Origin of the sequence: Pseudomonas sp. NFACC13-1, from assembly GCF_900104425.1 — a bacterium.
GTDB lineage: Bacteria > Pseudomonadota > Gammaproteobacteria > Pseudomonadales > Pseudomonadaceae > Aquipseudomonas > Aquipseudomonas fluorescens_AA.
The window spans coordinates 18,573-36,953 of record NZ_FMXV01000030.1; the positions used below are offsets into that span (position 1 = coordinate 18,573).

Below are 18,381 nucleotides of genomic sequence, written 5' to 3' on the forward strand. Positions count from 1 at the left end.
AAGCCCGCAGTTTCAGCGCACAGGCAGTGCGCGCTGCCATGAGGAATTCGAACATGAAACGATCAGCCCTGGTGGTCATCGGCTGTGCATTCGCGACATCAGCCCTTGCCGCACCCAAATCCTGTGAAGAGCTGAAAGCGGAAATCGAAGCGAAGATCCAGGCCAATAACGTATCGTCCTACACGCTGGAAATCGTCACAAATGATGAAGTCCACGACCAGAACATGGTGGTGGGCACTTGCGAAAACGGCACGAAGAAAATCATCTACCAGAAGAACGACCGCTAAGAGGTCCTATGGCATGCAGCGGGCTTGTCGGTCTTCGGCAACGACTTCTCGCTTGGCGTCATAAAGTCGGGCGCTTGGGGTGTATGCCAGGTTACGCGCCTCCAGGCGATAGCGCTGGCCGGCCATGAAATGATCGTATCGCACGGTCAGATAACACAGTCGTTCTTGCGGCTCGCTCATCAAACCCAGCCCACCGCCACCAAATACCTCGAAGTCGAAGCGTACTTCCAATTCATGGCTACCCGGCGAAACCTGGAAGAAGCGTCCGTCTCGCAGCCTCTGGCCATCCAGCTTTTCAGCCATCAGAACCTTGCCTCCCGGCGTAGGCGTCGCGAAATCGACCCAGGCCATGTTCGGATCGACCGATGGCAACGGGGTCGCTGTGCAACCGCCCATGGCAACGGAGACCATTAACAACATGTGAAGGCGCATGGTGAGTTTCCTGAATAATCAGGTCTTGAGCATAACGCCGATCAACTTTGCTGGCAGCCCGCCGGTGTACCCTGCCCCACTACTTTGCGCTGCTGATCGTAAAGCTTGGCCCACGGTCGGAAACCAATGCTGCCGGCCTGTAGCTGGTAACGTTGGCCGGCATTGAAGTCCTTGAATGTCAGGTTCAACCGGCAATCGCGCCACAGCGGCTCGGCATCGGGGCCGATGTTGCCGGGCTCGACGGCAAATTGATAACGCACCGTCAGCTCGTGGCTGCCGGGTTGAACTTCGAAATAACGCCGGTCAATGGACATCTTGTCATCGACTTCCAGCGCTTGTAGCGCGGTGTCCTGCTGGTTTCCCAGGTCGATCCACGCTTGGGAGGGATCAGGATCAGGCAAACCGGCGCAACCGGTCAGCAGCAACAGGCCACTCGTCAGCATCAACACGCGCATAGCGAAGCTCCAGGCAAGCGAGATAGTCTGTGGGCAGACTTCCCAGGGTGATTCCAATTGATCAGGCCGCGTTCAAGCCATCGGTTACTCGACCGTGTTTTCCAGATTTTGTTTCCAGGCCTCCTGCTTTTGTTACTGAACGGTTGCAGTAGCGTCGGTTACTACAGCCAGCTCGTCGGCGGACAGCTGCGGTTGTTACAGGCCCGAGAGCCTATCGACCAAGTCATCGCCGACCCCGCTCGTGATACCCAACTCAAGGCACACCTGGCCAAGGCGCGCGAGGCACGGACGTTTGCCAGCGACCACCTGCATTTACCGGACAATCGAAGCTATCGCCTGTATGCGGATATAGGCCGGCCATTCGTAGTCTGGAATGTCTTTGCCACGCCAGAATTTTCCCTGGCGCCGCAGAATCATTGTTTCCCCATAGCCGGTTGCGTGGCTTATCGCGGTTATTACAGCCAGGGCGCCGCCCGTGGCGAGGCCGCGTTGCAGCGCTTGCAGGGCATGGACGTGGCGATTGGCGGTGTAGAGGCCTATTCGACGCTGGGCTGGTTCAACGATCCGATCCTGAGCTCGATGATGCACTGGGGCGACGAACGCCTGGCGACGCTGATCTTTCATGAACTGGCGCACCAGCGGTTTTATGTAAAGGACGACACCGAATTCAATGAATCCTTCGCCACCTTCGTTGAACAGGAAGGCACCCGGCAATGGCGTGCCAGTCGTGGGCTGGCGCCGGGCAATGGCAAGCAGGTGCGCCAGCGCGACCAGTTCATCCAACTGATCCTCGACACCCGCCAGCGCCTGGAAACCCTCTACGCCCAGCCCCTGACAGTCGAACAGATGCGCCAACGCAAAGCGGCGGAATTCGAGCGCCTGCGTGCCGACTATGTGCAAATGCGCGACACCCAGTGGGCGGGCGACAAACGCTACGACGCCTGGGTCTACGCGCCCCTGAACAATGCGCGACTATTGCCGTTCGGGCTGTACGACCAGTGGGTGCCGGCGTTTGCGGCGCTATTCAGGCGCGAGGGCGGTGATTGGGTTGCCTTTTATGCGGCGGTGGAAAAGCTGGGCGAATTGCCGATCGAAGCGCGCAAGGCGGCCTTGAAGGGCTTGGCGCAGCCGAAGACTTCCGCTGACTAGGCGGACGTCATCGCGAGCAAGCTCGCTCCCACATTGGATCTGCGTCAAGCCTGATGGCATGCATAGCGACGAACACGTGTGGGAGCGAGCTTGCTCGCGATGACGACAGTACCGACACCATTGAAGCAAGCTGACCCACCGCTATCGCGAGCAAGCTCCATACATTGGATGCCTGGCCACAGCCAGCAACCCCGCACAAAAAAGGGCATACCGACTCATCGATATGCCCTTTTGATTGCCGCTTTCTTTCCCCCGGCCGAGGTACTCGTAGCAATTATGGGTTGACGCTTTCTTTCAAGGACTTGCCTGGTTTGAAGGCAACGGTGTTGCTGGCCTTGATCTTCACCGGTTCACCGGTCTGTGGGTTTTTGCCAGTGCGGGCGCCGCGGTGGCGTTGCAGGAAAGTGCCGAAGCCCACCAGGGTAACGCTGTCCTTGCGGTGCAGGGCGCCGGTGATTTCTTCCAGGACGGCGTTGAGGACGCGGTTGGCTTGTTCTTTGGTGAGGTCTGCTTTTTCCGCAATAGCGGCGGCGAGTTCTGGTTTACGCATGAATGAAGCCCCTTTGACGGTTTTTTTGTTGTTATGTCCGTGCTGCTCTCTTTGGAACAGCCCCTAAGGCGCCGCAGGCTCTACTCTGCGGCAGACGGGAGTGAGGATGGCACGGTGCCGAAAACGGCGCCAGTGTCCGGGCGACCTTTGTGGGACCAAAAGTAGGGTTTTTGCGACAGAACGACCAGTATTTACGCCAGCAGGGCTGGAAGCTCCTTGTTCAGCGCCAGTTTCTCCATCACCGCCGTGCCTGTCAGGGCATAGCCCAACAGGTTGCCTTGAGCGTCGCGGCACAGCGCCTTGATATCCGCCCCCTGCCCTTCGATGCTCCACACGCCCTCGCGGCCTCGCGGCGGCGGCGACACCACCAAGGGGCACACCGGGGTCTTCACGGTAATCGGCATGGGGCCGTAGCTGACGGCAGTCGGGTTGCCGGCCAGGGTTTGGGCCAGGGCCCGGGCGCAGCTCATCAGCGGCATGACATACAGTAGGTTCAAGCCGTCGACCTCGGCGCAGTCGCCCAGGGCGTAGATATTGGCGTGAGAGGTTTTCAAGTGACGGTCGACCACGACGCCGCGATTGACCACCAGGCCGGCCGCGGCTGCCAGGTCGATACGGGGACGCAGGCCGATGGCCGAGACCACCAGGTCGCAGGCGATCACCTGGCCGTCGGACAGATGCGCCTCCAGACCGTCGGCGACCTTCTGCAAGCGGTTGAGCACAGGACCCAAGTGGAAGCGTGCACCGAGGCTTTCCAGCCCGGCCTGGACCGCTGCCGCGGCGGCCGGGTGCAACAGCGTCGGCATGACTTGCTCGCACGGCGCCACCAGTTGTACTTCGTAGCCACCCAGGCTCAGGTCGTTGGCGAACTCGCAGCCAATCAGGCCGGCACCCAGCAGCAACACCCGGCGCTTGCCGGCCGCCGCGGCCCTGAAGCGTGCGTAGTCTTCCAGGTCGTTGATGGGGAAGATCAGGTCCGCCCCGTCGCCCTGTACCGGCACGCGCACGGTTTCGGCGCCCCAGGCCAGGATCAGGTCGCGGTAGTTCACCGCCTCTTCGCCGATCCACAGCCGTTTATGACCCGGATCGATGCCGCTGATGCGGGTATGGGTGCGCACTTCGGCCTTGAGTTGCTCGGCCATGGCCCCCGGCTCGGCCATGCTCAGGCCGTCGGCGTCTTTGTTCTTGCCAAAGCCTGTGGAGAGCATCGGCTTGGAATACGAGCGACCGTCGTCCGCAGTGATCAGCAGCAACGGGGTTTCGCTGTCGAGCTTGCGAAACTCCCGGGCCAGGTTATAACCGGCCAGGCCTGTACCGACGATGACGACAGGTGCGCTCATGTTGCTCTCCATTTGATGAAACGATCAGTTGATTTCGATCATTTCGAAATCCATTTTGCCGACGCCGCAGTCCGGGCACAGCCAGTCTGCCGGTACGTCCTCCCAGCGGGTGCCGGGCGCGATGCCATCGTCAGGCCAGCCGTCAGCTTCGTTGTAGATCAGGCCGCAGACAATACATTGCCACTTCTTCATTCCAATACTTCCTCAAGATGTCAGGCCTTGGCCGGTATTTTCCGGCTCAGGGCCGTTTTGTACTGATCGGTTGCGACAGATGCAAGCACGATCGGCAGGGCAGCCGGCCGGGCCCGTCAAAACCGGCGACCGACATGGTAAGCTCGCGGCCTCATTTGCTGCCATTCAAGACCTCTGTGCCGCATACAAATTCGATATTTCCTACACTCCAATGGCTGCCTCAGCACCTGCTGTCGCCCCGCCCCGATGCGGGTGTACTCGATTGGCTGTTCGACGAAGGCTCCCTGACCCGGCGCCTCACGCGCCTGTCGGACGGCCATTTCAGCGTGACGCCGCTGTTCGAAGGCTGGCAGCCGTTGCGCGCCGACGAATGTGCCGCCCTGGACCTGGCCGAGGGCAGCGAGGGCTGGGTACGCGAAGTGTATCTGCGCGGCCGTGACCAGCCTTGGGTGTTCGCCCGCAGTGTGGCGGCGCGCAGCGCCTTGCAGGGTGACGGCTTGCAGATGGACGAACTGGGCAGCCGCTCCCTGGGCGAATTGCTGTTTTGCGACCAGGCGTTCCAGCGCCGGGCCATCGAGGTTTGCCATTACCCCGAGGCCGGGTTGCCGCAAGACGTCCGCGCCAGCGGGCTGTGGGGCCGCCGTTCACGTTTCGATCGCGGTGCATTGAGCGTCCTGGTGGCGGAAATCTTCCTGCCACGCCTGTGGACCGTCGCCCGCGCCTATTCGGAGAATGCTTGATGTACGTGCAACTGCTCAAATCCTTGAATCGCCTGAATCCACGGGCGTGGGACTTCGTGCAACTGACCCGTATGGACAAGCCCATCGGCATCTACCTGCTGTTGTGGCCGACGCTGTGGGCGTTGTGGATTGCCGGCGAAGGTTCGCCGTCCATCGCCAACGTGGTGATTTTCGTCCTCGGCGTGGTGCTGACCCGCGCTGGCGGCTGTGTGATCAATGACTGGGCCGACCGCAAGGTCGACGGCCACGTCAAACGCACCGAGCAGCGCCCGCTGGTGAGCGGCAAGATCAGTTCGAAAGAAGCGCTGGTGTTCTTCGCCGTGCTGATGAGCGTGAGCTTCCTGCTGGTGCTGTGTACCAATGCACCGACCATCCTGTTGTCCCTCGGCGGTCTGGCGCTGGCGTTCAGCTACCCGTTCATGAAGCGCTATACCTACTACCCGCAAGTGGTGCTGGGCGCGGCGTTCTCCTGGGGCATGCCGATGGCGTTCACTGCCGAAACCGGGCATCTGCCGGCGGCCGCGTGGTTGCTGTACATCGCCAACCTGCTGTGGACGGTGGGCTACGACACCTATTACGCAATGACCGACCGGGACGATGACCTGCGCATCGGCGTGAAATCCACGGCGATCCTGTTTGGCGATGCCGACCGGGTGATCATCCTGACGCTGCAAGGCCTGGCCTTGGGCTGCCTGCTGCTGGCCGGATCGAAATTCCAGCTGGGTGGCTGGTTCCACCTGGGGCTGGTGGCCGCTGCCGCGTGCTTCGCCTGGGAGTTCTGGTACACCCGAGGCAGGGACCGGATGCGTTGCTTCCAGGCGTTCCTGCACAACCACTGGGCCGGGCTGGCGATTTTCGTGGGGATTGTGCTGGATTACGCGTTGCGCTGAGGCCGCTGACCCAGCGGTGAACCGAAAGCCTTTGTGGCGCCGGGGCTTGTAGGAGCTGACGAGCGAAGCGAGGCTGCGATCTTTCCACTGCCAATTGAGTCTGGAGCGAAAGATCAAAAGATCGCAGGCTTCGCCAGCTCCTACAAAGCCCAGCGGAAGCAAGCTCCCTCGCCACAAAAGCGTTCGGGGTGGTCAGTCGGGCTTGGCGACCTTCCAGGCGCCGTCCATTTTACCGTCACCGGTCATGTCCCCCGCCTTCTTGTCCATGACGAAGGTGTACAACGGCTTGCCATCGTAGGCCCACTGCTTCGTACCGTCGTCACGGTTGATCACCGTCCATTCGCCCATGGATTTGTCGTCGCTTTCAGCCTTGAGCGGCGGCCAGTTGGCGGCGCATTTGTCGTTGCACATCGACTTGCCGCCCGAGTCTTTGGCAAACGTATACAGCGTCATGCCTTTGTGATCGGTGAACATGCCGTCTTTTTCCATCGCCGGTTCAGCCGCGAACGCCCAGGTCGGCAGCGCCAGGGCAACCGTGACTGCCAGAACCTTGATGGATTGGGTGAAGTAAGTCATGGAAACCTTCTTTTGTGGTTGTCAGGATTCGGACTGAAAAGCTTAGTCCAGGATCCTCCTTGCTGCAGGACCAGGAAATAACTGTCACACGACTGCAATAATTCCGTTATCTAATGCGGCGCAAGACAGTTAAATGACAAGAGGATTACCCCATGGTTGGCAGGAGCATTCTGATCGTCGACGACGAGGCACCCATCCGCGAGATGATCGCCGTTGCGTTGGAGATGGCCGGCTATGACTGCATGGAAGCAGAAAACTCTCAACAGGCCCATGCCATCATCGTCGACCGCAAGCCCGACCTGATCCTGCTGGACTGGATGCTTCCCGGCACGTCAGGCATCGAACTGGCGCGACGCCTCAAGCGCGACGAGCTGACCGGGGATATCCCGATCATCATGCTCACCGCCAAGGGCGAAGAGGACAACAAGATCCAGGGCCTGGAAGTCGGCGCCGACGACTACATCACCAAGCCGTTTTCCCCACGGGAACTGGTGGCGCGCCTGAAAGCCGTGCTGCGCCGCGCCGGGCCGACCGATGGCGAAGCGCCGATTGAAGTCGGTGGCCTGCTGCTCGACCCGATCAGTCACCGCGTGACCATCGACGGCAAACCCGCCGAGATGGGGCCGACCGAATACCGCCTGCTGCAATTCTTCATGACTCACCAGGAACGTGCCTACACCCGCGGCCAATTGTTGGACCAGGTCTGGGGCGGCAACGTCTACGTCGAGGAACGCACCGTGGACGTGCACATCCGGCGCCTGCGCAAGGCCCTCGGCGATGCTTATGAAAATCTGGTACAAACCGTGCGCGGCACCGGTTATCGTTTTTCGACCAAGGCCTGATCCGAGCCCTTACCGCCCGACAAGCTGACAAGGACGCGCGTCACGTGAATCAAAACTGGCATGGCACCCTGATTCGCCACATGTTGTTGCTGGTGACCGGTTGTTTGCTGATCGGCCTGATCAGCGGTTATTACGGCTGGAGCCTGGCCGCCGGGCTGGGGCTTTACCTGGCCTGGACCCTCAAGCAATTGCTGCGCCTGCACGAATGGCTGCGCCTGCACCAACCCGACGAAGCCCCGCCCGACGGCTATGGCCTGTGGGGTGAGGTGTTCGACAGCATCTACCACCTGCAACGGCGCGACCAGCGCGTTCGCGGTCGCCTGCAGGCGGTGATCGACCGGGTCCAGGAGTCCACCGCCGCGCTGAAAGACGCGGTGATCATGCTCGACAGCGACGGCAACCTGGAGTGGTGGAACCGCGCCGCCGAGACCCTGCTGGGCCTCAAGACGCCCCAGGACAGCGGCCAGCCAGTGACCAACCTGGTGCGTCATCCGCGCTTCAAGGAATATTTCGAGCAAGCCAACTACGCCGAGCCGCTGGAAATCCCTTCGCCCACCAACGATCGGTTGCGCATCCAGTTGTACATCACCCGCTACGGCAACAACGAGCACTTGATGCTGGTACGCGATGTCACGCGGATCCATCAGCTGGAACAGATGCGCAAGGATTTCATCGCCAACGTTTCCCACGAGCTGCGCACGCCGTTGACGGTGATCTGCGGTTACCTGGAAACCCTGCTCGACAACGTCGAGGAGGTGAACCCGCGCTGGACCCGGGCCTTGCAGCAGATGCACCAGCAAAGCGGGCGCATGCAGACCCTGCTCAACGACTTGTTGCTGCTGGCGAAGCTGGAAGCCACCGACTACCCGTCGGACAACCAGCCAGTGCCCATCGACGACCTGCTGCAAACCATTGCCGAAGATGCGCAGGAACTGTCCGGCCCCAAGCAGCAGACCATTACTCTGGAAGCCGACCCGGCCGTGCAGCTCAAAGGCAGCGAGGCGGAACTGCGCAGTGCGTTTTCCAACCTGGTGTTCAACGCGGTCAAGTACACACCGGAGCAAGGTCGGATCCATGTGCGCTGGTGGGGCGATGAGCAAGGCGCGCACCTGAGCGTGCGCGATTCGGGCATCGGTATCGACAGCAAGCACCTGCCGCGCCTGACCGAACGCTTCTACCGCGTCGACTCCAGCCGCAACTCCAACACGGGAGGCACCGGGCTGGGCCTGGCCATCGTCAAACACGTCCTGCTGCGCCATCGCGCCCGCATGGAAATCAGCAGCGTGCCCGGCCATGGCAGCACCTTTACCTGCCATTTCGCCCCGGCCCAGGTGGTTCGCGCACGCCTCGACCGCCCCGCTGATTGAGCACGCCCCCTAGGCAATCGCCGAGTCAGCCGCTACATTGACTGACTTGCGCCTGCCTTTTCGGGCGCCCATTTCCAATTCCCACGACTATTCGGAACCCGCAAAACCCCATCATGGACCCTTCCCCTGGCTTGTCCCTCGTCACACTCTTCGCCGAATTCGGCATGATTCTTTTCGCTCTGATCCTGGTTTTGCTCAACGGCTTTTTCGTTGCGGCCGAATTCGCCATGGTCAAGCTGCGCTCGACCCGGGTCGAAGCCATTGCCGAGCAGAACGGCTGGCGCGGGCACATCCTGCGCACCGTCCACAGCCAGCTCGACGCTTACCTGTCTGCGTGCCAACTGGGTATCACCCTGGCGTCCCTGGGCCTGGGCTGGGTCGGCGAGCCGGCGTTCGCCCACATCCTCGAGCCGTTGCTGGGCGCGGTCGGCGTACAGTCGCCGGAAGTGATCAAGGGCGTGTCGTTCTTCACCGCATTCTTCATCATTTCGTACCTGCACATCGTGGTCGGTGAACTGGCGCCCAAATCCTGGGCCATTCGCAAACCCGAGCTGCTGTCGCTGTGGACCGCGGTGCCGCTGTACCTGTTCTACTGGGCCATGTACCCGGCGATCTACCTGCTCAACGCCAGTGCCAACGCCATCTTGCGCATCGCCGGCCAAGGCGAGCCCGGCCCGCACCATGAACACCATTACAGCCGCGAAGAGCTGAAACTGATCCTGCACTCCAGCCGTGGCCAGGACCCCAGCGACCAGGGCATGCGCGTGCTGGCCTCGGCCGTGGAGATGGGCGAGCTGGAAGTGGTGGACTGGGCCAACTCCCGGGAAGACCTGGTGACGCTGGAGTTCAACGCGCCGCTCAAGGAAATCCTGGCGATGTTCCGTCGCCACAAGTTCAGCCGTTACCCGGTGTACGACAGCGAGCGCCAGGAGTTCGTCGGCCTGTTGCACATCAAGGACCTGCTGCTGGAACTGGCGGCCCTGGATCACATTCCCGAGTCGTTCAACCTGGCCGAACTGACCCGGCCGCTGGAGCGGGTGTCGCGGCACATGCCGCTGTCGCAGTTGCTGGAGCAGTTCCGCAAGGGCGGCTCGCACTTCGCCTTGGTCGAGGAGGCCGACGGCAACATCATCGGCTACCTGACCATGGAAGACGTGCTGGAAGTGCTGGTGGGCGACATCCAGGACGAACACCGCAAGGCCGAACGCGGCATCCTGGCCTACCAGCCGGGCAAGCTGCTGGTACGCGGCGACACACCGCTGTTCAAGGTCGAGCGCCTGCTGGGGATCGACCTGGACCACATCGAAGCCGAAACCCTGGCCGGCCTGGTCTATGAAACCCTCAAGCGCGTGCCGGAAGAGGAAGAAGTGCTGGAAGTCGAAGGCCTGCGGATCATCATCAAGAAGATGAAAGGGCCGAAGATCATCCTGGCGAAGGTGTTGATGCTCGATTGAGTCGTTGACTGAAGGTCGGCGGTGCTGCCTTCGCGAGCAAGCTCGCTCCCACAGGGGATCGCATTTCGGCCTGGAGCAGCCAGCCTCTGTGGCGAGGGAGCTTGCTCCCGCTGGGTCTGTAGGAGTTGACGAGCGAAGCGAGGCTGCGATCTTTCCACTGCCCGTTGAGTCTGGAGCGAAAGATCAAAAGATCGCAGGCTTCGCCAGCTCCTACAAAGCCGAGCGGGAGCAAGCTCCCTCGCCACAAAAGCCCCTTCGCTTGTGCAGAGGCTACTGCTTGCCCAACGCAAAATTGGGCAAGTCGCCCACCGGTTGATTGAACTGGTAGGGAATCGACACCAGCCCCAACCCGGTATTGCGCTGCACCACGAAATGCAGGTGCGGGCCTGAGCTGTTGCCGGTATTGCCCGACAACGCCAGCGGCGTGCCCACCCCGACCCGCTGCCCTTCCCGTACACTCACCGAGCCCTTCTGCAGGTGCAGGTAGACACCCATGGTGCCGTCATCATGCAGCACTCGCACGAAGTTGCCCGCGGGGTCGTCCCCGCGGCCGGTCTGCTCGTTTTCGGTCTTGATGACCACGCCGCCCCGCGCGGCGATGATCGGCGTGCCCACAGGCATGGCGATGTCCATGGCGTAGCGGTTCTTCGGGCCGTAATGGCTGTATTGGCCGTTGACCCCCTGGCTCAGCCGGAACGGCCCGCCGCGCCAAGGCAACGGGTACCGATAGGCCTCGGCGGCGCCTGCAGGGTCGCCCAGGGAATATTCGAACCTTGGGGTATACACCAGCGGCCTGCCGGGCCGGGTGGCCGTGAGCAGTGCCAGGCGCAGGTTGCTGCGCGCCGGCAGCACCCGACGAATCGGCCGGCTCGGCGCCCCGCTGACGTTGCGCAGCCCGGCGAAACTCAACTCGATCTCCACCGGCGCGTACAAGTCGTTGCGCACGAACACCGCATCCGCGCCGTTCTGTTTCTTGATATCGAGAAACACCTGCCGCTCCAGGCGTTCGACCATGCGGTCGCGGAACACGAACACCTGGGCGCCCTTGCTGGGGCGGTCGCTATAGGACACCACGCCATTGGCATCGGTGGATTTGTAGATCGTCATGGCCACGGCCGAGGTGGAGGCCAGGACAAGACCACAGGCAAACAGCAGGGGCACGAGCATGGGCAAAGGTTCTGTCGAAAATGAAGGCCTGCACAGCAGCCTAGCAGCTGGGATGGACCAGCGTAGTCGACGGATGTTTCAAAATTGGATCAGCGATCGGTGTTGGATCTTATGGCCCCATCGCGAGCAAGCCCGCTCCCACACTCGATCCAGTGAACACTGAAGATCCCCTGTGGGAGCGAGCTTGCTCGCGATAGCGGACTCGAAGGCGCCGCCGAATCAGGCGCCCGGCACGAAGTGTTTCTGCGCCGTGCCGCGGGCGATCAGGCGGGAGATGTAGTCGAGTTTCTGCGGGTCTTTGTCGACGAAGCGGAACGTCAGTTGCAGCCATTCGCTGTCGGGGGTCTGCTCATGGGCGACGATGGCGTGCAGATAGCCGTTGAGACGGGCAGTTTCGGCGTTGTCGCCCTGTTCCATGTCCAGCACTGCGCTTTCGAGCACTTGTGGCAGGGTGTCGGTGCGCTTGACCACCAACAGCGCTTCCTTGAGGCTCAGGGCCTTGATCACGCATTGCTGGGTGCCGCTGGACAAGCGCAACTGGCCTTGGCCACGGTTGGTCGTCGAAGCGGCGGCTACCGGCGCCTTGACCGGTGGGCTGTTGAGCAGTCCACGGGCCGGGGCAGCAGCGGCTGCGGGAGCGACGGCCGGCTTGGCCAACGGATTCGCCGCAGGCGCCGAAGCAACAGCCGCTACCGGCGCCTTATTGCCCGTCAGGGCGTTGAGGGAATCATTACCGAATGCCGAGTTCATCTTGGTCGGGGCACTGTTCATCAGCGTGTCGAGCTTGCCGACCTTGTGCAGGGCCTGCTTGACCTTGGTCAGCAACTGTTCGTTGGTGAACGGCTTGCTGACGTAGCCGGAAACGCCGGCCTGGATCGCCTGGACCACGTTTTCCTTGTCGCCGCGGCTGGTGACCATCACGAACGGCATGCCCTTGAGGGTGTCCTGCTGGCGGCACCAGGTCAGCAGTTCGAGGCCGGACATTTCCGGCATTTCCCAATCGCACAGCACCAGATCGAATGCCTCGCGAGCCAGCAGGGCCTGGGCTTTCTTGCCGTTCACCGCGTCTTCGATACGCACGCCCGGGAAGTAGTTGCGCAGGCACTTCTTCACCAGGTCACGAATGAACGAAGCATCGTCCACGACCAACACACTGACCTTACTCATCCAGATACACCTCTAAAAAATCCCGGCAAGCATACCGCTTTTACTGATGGCATATTGCCAAAAAAACCGTCAGTCACGCCGGGACTTTTCGTTCGCGGGGTGCTGCTTTGGATTAAAAAAAATCCAAAAAAAAGCCCGACCAAAAGGCCGGGCGCTTTTCTTGGCAATCTTACTTATCGTCAGTTTCGCCCGGAACATTAGCGGTTTCGGACGGGGTGCCCTGAACTTCTTCCTTCATCCGCTTGAGCCCCAGATGGCGCACGTCGGTACCGCGCACCAGATAGATGACAAGTTCCGAGATGTTGCGCGCATGATCGCCGATACGCTCCAGGGAACGCAGCACCCAGATAATGCTCAACACCCGGGAAATGGAACGCGGGTCTTCCATCATGTAGGTCGCCAGCTCGCGCAGGGCGGTCTTGTATTCGCGGTCGATGATCTTGTCGTACTGGGCCACCGATAACGCCAGGTCGGCGTCGAAGCGGGCGAAGGCGTCCAGTGCGTCGCGGACCATGTTGCGCACCTGGTCGCCGATGTGGCGAACCTCGACGTAGCCGCGGGGTGCCTCGCCTTCTTCGCACAACTGAATGGCACGACGGGCGATCTTGGTGGCTTCGTCGCCGATCCGCTCAAGATCGATCACCGACTTGGAGATGCTGATGATCAGGCGCAGGTCGGACGCAGCCGGCTGACGACGGGCCAGGATGCGCAGGCACTCCTCGTCGATGTTGCGTTCCATCTGGTTGATCTGGTCATCGATTTCGCGCACCTGCTGGGCCAGGCCGGAGTCGGCCTCGATCAGTGCGGTCACCGCGTCGTTGACCTGCTTTTCCACCAGCCCGCCCATGGCCAGCAAGTGACTGCGCACTTCCTCCAGCTCGGCGTTGAACTGTGCGGAAATGTGGTGAGTAAGGCCTTCCTTCGAAATCATCTTGTTCGCTCCGCGAAAGTTGCAAGCTTCAAGCTGCAAGCTTCAAGCAGTTAAATGTTGATCCTGATAGCGCAGTGCGGCTATGCAGTTGCCTCGACTAGCCGTAACGACCGGTGATGTAGTCTTCGGTCTGTTTCTTCGCCGGATTGGTGAACAGCGTATCGGTATCGCCGAATTCCACCAGTTTGCCCATGTACATGAACGCGGTGTAGTCGGAAACCCGCGCCGCCTGTTGCATGTTGTGGGTCACGATGACGATGGTGAACTTGGACTTGAGCTCGTAGATCAGCTCTTCGACTTTCAGCGTCGAGATCGGGTCGAGGGCCGAGCAGGGTTCGTCGAGCAGCAGCACTTCCGGTTCCACGGCGATGGTGCGGGCGATCACCAGACGTTGCTGCTGGCCACCGGACAGACCGAGGGCCGATTCATGCAGACGGTCCTTGACCTCGTCCCACAGCGCTGCGCCCTTGAGGGCCCATTCCACGGCTTCGTCGAGGATGCGCTTCTTGTTGATACCCTGGATGCGCAAGCCGTAGACCACGTTCTCGTAGATGGTTTTCGGGAACGGGTTCGGCTTCTGGAACACCATGCCGACGCGACGGCGCAGCTCGGCCACGTCTTCGCCCTTGCGGTAGATGTTGTTGCCGTAGAGGTTGATTTCACCTTCGACGCGGCAGCCGTCCACCAGGTCGTTCATGCGGTTGAAGGTGCGCAGCAAGGTTGACTTGCCGCAGCCCGACGGACCGATGAACGCGGTGACGCGCTGTTTCGGGATATTCAGGCTGACGTCATACAGGGCCTGCTTCTCGCCGTAGAACAGGCTCAGGCCGGGCACTTCGATGGCGACGGTTTCCTGCGCCAAATCCAGGCTCTGCTTGTCGCGGCCCAGGGCCGACATGTTGATGCCGTGTGTATGTGCTTCGTGTTGCATGGGAGGCTCCCTGTGCTAACAAATTCGGTTCGGAACGCCTGTGTGGCGGCCCCATGAAATTCCAGTGAACGCCGATCAGTGTGGGAGCGAGCTTGCTCGCGAAGGGGCCCTCGAGGCCGCCAGAAGCTTCGCGAGCAAGCTCGCTCCCACAGACCATCAACTATCCAGTGCCTTGTACTTCTCGCGCAGGTGGTTACGGATCCACACGGCCGACAGGTTGAGCGTAGCGATCACCAGCACCAGCAGCAGCGCCGTGGCATAGACCAGCGGTCGCGCGGCTTCGACGTTCGGGCTCTGGAAACCGACGTCATAGATGTGGAAGCCCAGGTGCATGATCTTCTGGTCCAGGTGCAGGTACGGGTAGTTACCGTCCAGCGGCAGCGACGGGGCCAGTTTCACCACGCCCACCAGCATCAACGGTGCCACTTCACCGGCGGCACGAGCCACGGCGAGGATCATCCCGGTCATCATCGCCGGGCTGGCCATGGGCAGGACGATTTTCCACAGGGTCTCGGCCTTGGTCGCGCCGAGGGCCAGGGAGCCTTCGCGCACGGTACGCGGGATCCGCGCCAGGCCTTCTTCGGTGGCCACGATCACCACCGGCACCGCCAGCAGCGCCAGGGTCAGGGATGCCCAGAGCAGGCCCGGGGTGCCGAAGGTCGGCGCCGGCAAGGCCTCGGGGAAGAACAAGCGGTCGACCGAACCACCTAGCACATAGACGAAGAAGCCCAGGCCGAACACGCCGTAAACAATGGCCGGAACGCCCGCGAGGTTGTTCACCGCGATGCGGATCAGGCGGGTCATCGGGCCCTGGCGGGCGTATTCACGCAGGTAGACCGCCGCCAGCACGCCGAACGGCGTCACGATCATCGCCATGATCAGGGTCATCATCACGGTGCCGAAAATCGCCGGGAAGATACCGCCTTCGGTGTTGGCTTCACGGGGGTCGTCGCTGAGGAATTCCCAGACCTTGCTGAAGTAGAAACCCAGCTTGGTGAACGTGCCCATGCCGTTTGGCTGGTAGGCGTGCACCACTTTGCCGATTTCGATCTCCACTTCCTTGCCGTTGGCATCGCGGGCGGTCAGGCTGTCACGGTTGAACTGCGCGTGCAGGTCGGCCAGGCGCACTTCGATGTCCTTGTAGCGAGCGTTGAGTTCGGCACGCTCGCTTTCCAGGTCGGCCTGGGCCGAAGCGTCGAGCTTGCCGTCCAGCTCCAGCTTGCGACCGTGCAGGCGGATACGCTCCAGACCGGCGTTGATGGCGCCGATGTCGACTTTTTCCAGGGTCTTGAGCTCGGCGGCCAACTGGTTGACCCGCTGTACGCGAGCCTGCAGTTGCGGCCAGGCCGCTTCGCCCTCGGCGATGACCTTGCCGCCTTCCTTGACGTTGACCAGGTAACCGTAGAAGTTGCCCCACTCACGACGCTCGATGGCCATCAGTTCCGGCGGCGTGGTCTGGTTGGTCAGCCAATCGCCGACGATCCAGGTGAAGTCAGTGCCGTTCAGGTCTCGGTTGCCGACCTTGATCAGTTCGCGGGTCATGAACTCGGGGCCTTCGTCCGGCACCGGCAGGCCGGCGCTTTTCAGGCGCTCGCGGGGCACTTCTTCTTTCTGCACCACTTCGCCGACCACCAGGTGCGCAGGCATGCCCGGCACGTTGTAGTTGGCGTGGATCAGGTCCGCCGGCCAGAAGTGGCCCAGGCCGCGCACAGCGATCACCGCCAGCAGGCCAATGGTCATGATGACCGCGATGGACACCGCGCCACCGCTGATCCAGACGCCGGGGGCGCCGCTCTTGAACCATCCTTTCAGGGAGTTCTGTTTCACAGACTTCTACCTTTCTTAAAGCGACGAATATTTCTTGCGCAGACGCTGACGGATCAGCTCGGCGAGGGTGTTCATGACGAAGGTGAACAACAGCAACACCAGGGCCGACAGGAACAGCACGCGGTAATGGCTGCCGCCGACCTCCGACTCGGGCATCTCCACCGCCACGTTGGCCGCCAGGGTGCGCAGGCCTTCGAACAGGTTCATTTCCATGACCGGCGTGTTACCGGTGGCCATCAGCACGATCATGGTCTCGCCCACCGCACGGCCCATGCCGATCATCAGCGCCGAGAAGATGCCCGGGCTGGCGGTGAGGATCACCACGCGGGTCATGGTCTGCCAAGGCGTGGCACCGAGCGCCAGGGAACCCAGGGTCAGGCCGCGCGGCACGCTGAACACGGCGTCTTCGGCGATGGAATAGATGTTCGGGATCACCGCGAAGCCCATCGCCAGGCCAACCACCAGGGCGTTGCGCTGGTCGTAGGTGATGCCCAGGTCATGGGAGATCCACATGCGCATGTCGCCGCCGAAGAACCAGGCTTCCATGTACGGGCTCATGTACAGCGAGAGCCAGCCTACGAACAGGATGACCGGGATCAGCATGGCGCTTTCCCAGCCGTCCGGCACTTTCAAGCGAATGGATTCCGGCAGGCGGCTGAAGGCGAAACCGGCGACCAGGATGCCGATCGGCAGCAACATCAACAGGCTGAAGATACCCGGCAGGTGCCCTTCGACATACGGCGCCAGGAACAGGCCGGCGAAGAAACCGAGGATCACCGTCGGCATCGCCTCCATCAACTCGATCACCGGCTTGACCTTGCGGCGCATGCCCGGGGCCATGAAGTAGGCGGTGTAGATCGCTGCAGCGACCGCCAGCGGCGCGGCCAGCAGCATCGCGTAGAACGCCGCCTTCAGGGTACCGAAGGTCAGCGGCGAGAGGCTCAGCTTGGGTTCGAAGTCGGTGTTGGCGGCGGTCGATTGCCAGACATATTTAGGTTCGTCGTAGTTTTCGTACCAGACCTTGCTCCACAACGCGCTCCACGACACTTCCGGGTGCGGGTTGTCCAGCGTCAACGGTTGCAACTTGCCGCCCTGTTCGACGATCAGGCGGTTGGCCCGTGGCGACATGCCGAACAGGCCCTGGCCGTCAACCACCTGGTCCACCAGCAGGGTGCGGTGGGCGGTGCTGTGGAACACGCCCAGCTTGCCGGCGGCGTCGAGCGCCACGAAACCTTTGCGGCGTTCTTCGGCGCTGATCTCGACGATAGGCGCGCTGCCCATCTGGAAGGTTCGAATCTGTTTGAAGCGCAGCTCACCGTCCGGATCCCGGGCCATGAACCATTGGGCCAGGCCGCCCTTGGAGTCGCCGATGATCAGCGAGATCCCGCCCACCAACTGGGTGGCGGCGGTGACTTGGGCGTCGGCGTTTTCCAGCAGTTTGTAACGGCCGTTGAGGCTCTTGTCCCGCAGGCTGAACACATCGGCCTGGGCACGTCCGTTGACCACATACAGCCACTGCTGGCGCGGGTCGACGAAGATGTTTTTCACCGGCTCGGTCATCTGCGGCAGGTCGATACGCGTCCGCTCGCTGGTGATTTCACCGGTCATCATGTTTTCTTCGCTGGTGAGCGACAGCACTTGCAGCTGGGCGCCGCTGGAGCCGGCCAACAGCAGGGTCGAATCCGTAGCGTTGAGGCTCACATGCTCCAGGGCCGCGCCCTGTTCGTTCAAGGCGATCGGCGTCTCGCCGTAAGGGTATTCGACGGCGGGCGAGATGGTTTTCTTGCCGTCCGGGTAGGTGACCTTATAAGTGTGGCGGAACACCAGGGCCTGGCCGTTGGACAGACCGATCGCCACCAATGGGCTGCCGGGCTGGTCCTCGCCAATGGCGGTCACGCTGGCGCCGGCCGGGATCGGCAGGTCGACGCGGCGCAGTTCGGCGCCACTGCTGACGTCGAAAAACAGCGCCTGGCCCTTGTCGGAAACCCGCATGGCGACCTGGTTCTGTTCTTCGATGGAGATCATCAGCGGTTTGCCGGCGTCTTGCATCCAGGCCGGGGTGATGGAGTCCTTGGCGGTCAGGT

At 61.8% G+C, this 18,381-nt stretch carries 19 protein-coding genes; 7 read left to right on the plus strand and 12 right to left on the minus strand.

The features are described from left to right. Positions 1-53 precede the first annotated feature (53 nt). Positions 54-287 (plus strand): DUF1161 domain-containing protein, encoded by a 234-nt coding sequence (locus BLQ55_RS26580; RefSeq protein WP_060739798.1) that lies wholly within the window; start codon positions 54-56, stop codon positions 285-287. Positions 288-293: 6 nt separating this feature from the next. Here the strand turns inward: BLQ55_RS26580 and BLQ55_RS26585 are convergent, their stop codons facing one another. Both BLQ55_RS26585 and BLQ55_RS26590 read right to left on the minus strand, forming a co-directional pair. Continuing rightward, on the minus strand, positions 294-719 hold the full coding sequence (locus BLQ55_RS26585; protein ID WP_092258304.1) for a PA0061/PA0062 family lipoprotein: 426 nt from the start codon (positions 717-719) through the stop codon (positions 294-296). A gap of 41 nt (positions 720-760) precedes the next feature. Continuing rightward, positions 761-1,174, minus strand: coding sequence for a PA0061/PA0062 family lipoprotein (locus BLQ55_RS26590; protein WP_092204895.1), 414 nt, complete (start codon positions 1,172-1,174; stop codon positions 761-763). A 57-nt stretch (positions 1,175-1,231) separates the two neighbouring features. On the opposite strand from BLQ55_RS26590, the gene BLQ55_RS26595 reads away from it, so the two are divergent. Continuing rightward, positions 1,232-2,323 (plus strand): aminopeptidase, encoded by a 1,092-nt coding sequence (locus tag BLQ55_RS26595; protein ID WP_092204894.1) that lies wholly within the window; start codon positions 1,232-1,234, stop codon positions 2,321-2,323. A 274-nt stretch (positions 2,324-2,597) separates the two neighbouring features. Here the strand turns inward: BLQ55_RS26595 and BLQ55_RS26600 are convergent, their stop codons facing one another. The 3 genes from BLQ55_RS26600 to BLQ55_RS26610 form a co-directional block, all read right to left on the minus strand. Continuing rightward, a complete protein-coding gene (locus BLQ55_RS26600; protein WP_060739802.1) occupies positions 2,598-2,873 on the minus strand; it encodes an HU family DNA-binding protein in 276 nt (91 codons plus the stop codon). A 191-nt stretch (positions 2,874-3,064) separates the two neighbouring features. Beyond that, positions 3,065-4,213, minus strand: a complete 1,149-nt coding sequence (locus BLQ55_RS26605; protein WP_092258306.1) for an NAD(P)/FAD-dependent oxidoreductase — start codon at positions 4,211-4,213, stop codon at positions 3,065-3,067. 24 nt (positions 4,214-4,237) lie between these two features. After that, the gene (locus tag BLQ55_RS26610) at positions 4,238-4,405 is read right to left on the minus strand and encodes a rubredoxin (RefSeq protein WP_003177199.1); all 168 of its coding nucleotides are present in this window, start codon (positions 4,403-4,405) and stop codon (positions 4,238-4,240) included. 176 nt (positions 4,406-4,581) lie between these two features. On the opposite strand from BLQ55_RS26610, the gene BLQ55_RS26615 reads away from it, so the two are divergent. Together BLQ55_RS26615 and ubiA are read left to right on the plus strand one after the other, a co-directional pair. Beyond that, positions 4,582-5,145 carry a chorismate--pyruvate lyase family protein gene (locus tag BLQ55_RS26615; RefSeq protein WP_092204910.1) on the plus strand — a complete coding sequence of 188 codons (564 nt, stop codon included), beginning with the start codon at positions 4,582-4,584 and terminating at the stop codon, positions 5,143-5,145. Then, positions 5,145-6,035 carry a 4-hydroxybenzoate octaprenyltransferase gene (ubiA, locus tag BLQ55_RS26620; protein WP_014335898.1) on the plus strand — a complete coding sequence of 297 codons (891 nt, stop codon included), beginning with the start codon at positions 5,145-5,147 and terminating at the stop codon, positions 6,033-6,035. The genes BLQ55_RS26615 and ubiA overlap by 1 nt, the downstream gene beginning before the upstream one ends. Before the next feature lie 192 nt (positions 6,036-6,227). On the opposite strand, the gene BLQ55_RS26625 is transcribed toward ubiA, so the two are convergent. Then, a complete protein-coding gene (locus BLQ55_RS26625) occupies positions 6,228-6,611 on the minus strand; it encodes a COG4315 family predicted lipoprotein (protein ID WP_092258309.1) in 384 nt (127 codons plus the stop codon). A 152-nt stretch (positions 6,612-6,763) separates the two neighbouring features. Between BLQ55_RS26625 and phoB the strand changes: the two genes are divergently transcribed. From phoB to BLQ55_RS26640, 3 genes are all read left to right on the plus strand, one after another. Then, a complete protein-coding gene (phoB, locus tag BLQ55_RS26630; protein WP_003177195.1) occupies positions 6,764-7,453 on the plus strand; it encodes a phosphate regulon transcriptional regulator PhoB in 690 nt (229 codons plus the stop codon). An 80-nt stretch (positions 7,454-7,533) separates the two neighbouring features. Then, positions 7,534-8,820: a phosphate regulon sensor histidine kinase PhoR gene (gene phoR / locus BLQ55_RS26635; RefSeq protein WP_256326652.1), complete on the plus strand. Its 1,287-nt coding sequence runs from the start codon at positions 7,534-7,536 to the stop codon at positions 8,818-8,820. Positions 8,821-8,933: 113 nt separating this feature from the next. Beyond that, complete coding sequence (locus BLQ55_RS26640; RefSeq protein ID WP_014335895.1) at positions 8,934-10,274, plus strand: hemolysin family protein; 1,341 nt, start codon at positions 8,934-8,936, stop codon at positions 10,272-10,274. A gap of 270 nt (positions 10,275-10,544) precedes the next feature. On the opposite strand, the gene BLQ55_RS26645 is transcribed toward BLQ55_RS26640, so the two are convergent. The 6 genes from BLQ55_RS26645 to BLQ55_RS26670 form a co-directional block, all read right to left on the minus strand. Continuing rightward, complete coding sequence (locus tag BLQ55_RS26645) at positions 10,545-11,441, minus strand: peptidoglycan DD-metalloendopeptidase family protein (protein ID WP_092258312.1); 897 nt, start codon at positions 11,439-11,441, stop codon at positions 10,545-10,547. 219 nt (positions 11,442-11,660) lie between these two features. Further along, positions 11,661-12,608, minus strand: a complete 948-nt coding sequence (locus BLQ55_RS26650; RefSeq protein ID WP_092204890.1) for a response regulator — start codon at positions 12,606-12,608, stop codon at positions 11,661-11,663. A 169-nt stretch (positions 12,609-12,777) separates the two neighbouring features. After that, positions 12,778-13,539 (minus strand): phosphate signaling complex protein PhoU, encoded by a 762-nt coding sequence (gene phoU, locus BLQ55_RS26655; RefSeq protein ID WP_060739809.1) that lies wholly within the window; start codon positions 13,537-13,539, stop codon positions 12,778-12,780. A gap of 97 nt (positions 13,540-13,636) precedes the next feature. Continuing rightward, a complete protein-coding gene (pstB, locus tag BLQ55_RS26660) occupies positions 13,637-14,470 on the minus strand; it encodes a phosphate ABC transporter ATP-binding protein PstB (RefSeq protein WP_058544183.1) in 834 nt (277 codons plus the stop codon). Between the two features lie 156 nt (positions 14,471-14,626). Beyond that, entirely contained in the window at positions 14,627-16,297 is a 1,671-nt protein-coding gene (pstA, locus tag BLQ55_RS26665; RefSeq protein ID WP_092204889.1) for a phosphate ABC transporter permease PstA, read from the minus strand. Between the two features lie 15 nt (positions 16,298-16,312). Continuing rightward, positions 16,313-18,346, minus strand: a complete 2,034-nt coding sequence (locus BLQ55_RS26670; RefSeq protein ID WP_170847660.1) for an ABC transporter permease subunit — start codon at positions 18,344-18,346, stop codon at positions 16,313-16,315. Positions 18,347-18,381: the final 35 nt, after the last annotated feature.

Excerpts from the sequence above, each read along its gene's own strand:
- BLQ55_RS26580 (WP_060739798.1), top strand. The coding sequence starts at position 54 with ATGAAACGATCAGCCCTGGTGGTCATCGGCTGTGCATTCGCGACATCA.
- BLQ55_RS26640 (WP_014335895.1), top strand. The coding sequence starts at position 8,934 with ATGGACCCTTCCCCTGGCTTGTCCCTCGTCACACTCTTCGCCGAATTC.
- BLQ55_RS26670 (WP_170847660.1), bottom strand. The coding sequence starts at position 18,346 with ATGCAAGACGCCGGCAAACCGCTGATGATCTCCATCGAAGAACAGAAC.
- BLQ55_RS26605 (WP_092258306.1), bottom strand. The coding sequence starts at position 4,213 with ATGAGCGCACCTGTCGTCATCGTCGGTACAGGCCTGGCCGGTTATAAC.
- BLQ55_RS26590 (WP_092204895.1), bottom strand. The coding sequence starts at position 1,174 with ATGCGCGTGTTGATGCTGACGAGTGGCCTGTTGCTGCTGACCGGTTGC.
- ubiA (WP_014335898.1), top strand. The coding sequence starts at position 5,145 with ATGTACGTGCAACTGCTCAAATCCTTGAATCGCCTGAATCCACGGGCG.
- BLQ55_RS26585 (WP_092258304.1), bottom strand. The coding sequence starts at position 719 with ATGCGCCTTCACATGTTGTTAATGGTCTCCGTTGCCATGGGCGGTTGC.
- BLQ55_RS26625 (WP_092258309.1), bottom strand. The coding sequence starts at position 6,611 with ATGACTTACTTCACCCAATCCATCAAGGTTCTGGCAGTCACGGTTGCC.
- BLQ55_RS26645 (WP_092258312.1), bottom strand. The coding sequence starts at position 11,441 with ATGCTCGTGCCCCTGCTGTTTGCCTGTGGTCTTGTCCTGGCCTCCACC.
- BLQ55_RS26650 (WP_092204890.1), bottom strand. The coding sequence starts at position 12,608 with ATGAGTAAGGTCAGTGTGTTGGTCGTGGACGATGCTTCGTTCATTCGT.
- BLQ55_RS26610 (WP_003177199.1), bottom strand. The coding sequence starts at position 4,405 with ATGAAGAAGTGGCAATGTATTGTCTGCGGCCTGATCTACAACGAAGCT.
- phoR (WP_256326652.1), top strand. The coding sequence starts at position 7,534 with ATGTTGTTGCTGGTGACCGGTTGTTTGCTGATCGGCCTGATCAGCGGT.
- BLQ55_RS26600 (WP_060739802.1), bottom strand. The coding sequence starts at position 2,873 with ATGCGTAAACCAGAACTCGCCGCCGCTATTGCGGAAAAAGCAGACCTC.
- pstB (WP_058544183.1), bottom strand. The coding sequence starts at position 14,470 with ATGCAACACGAAGCACATACACACGGCATCAACATGTCGGCCCTGGGC.
- phoU (WP_060739809.1), bottom strand. The coding sequence starts at position 13,539 with ATGATTTCGAAGGAAGGCCTTACTCACCACATTTCCGCACAGTTCAAC.
- phoB (WP_003177195.1), top strand. The coding sequence starts at position 6,764 with ATGGTTGGCAGGAGCATTCTGATCGTCGACGACGAGGCACCCATCCGC.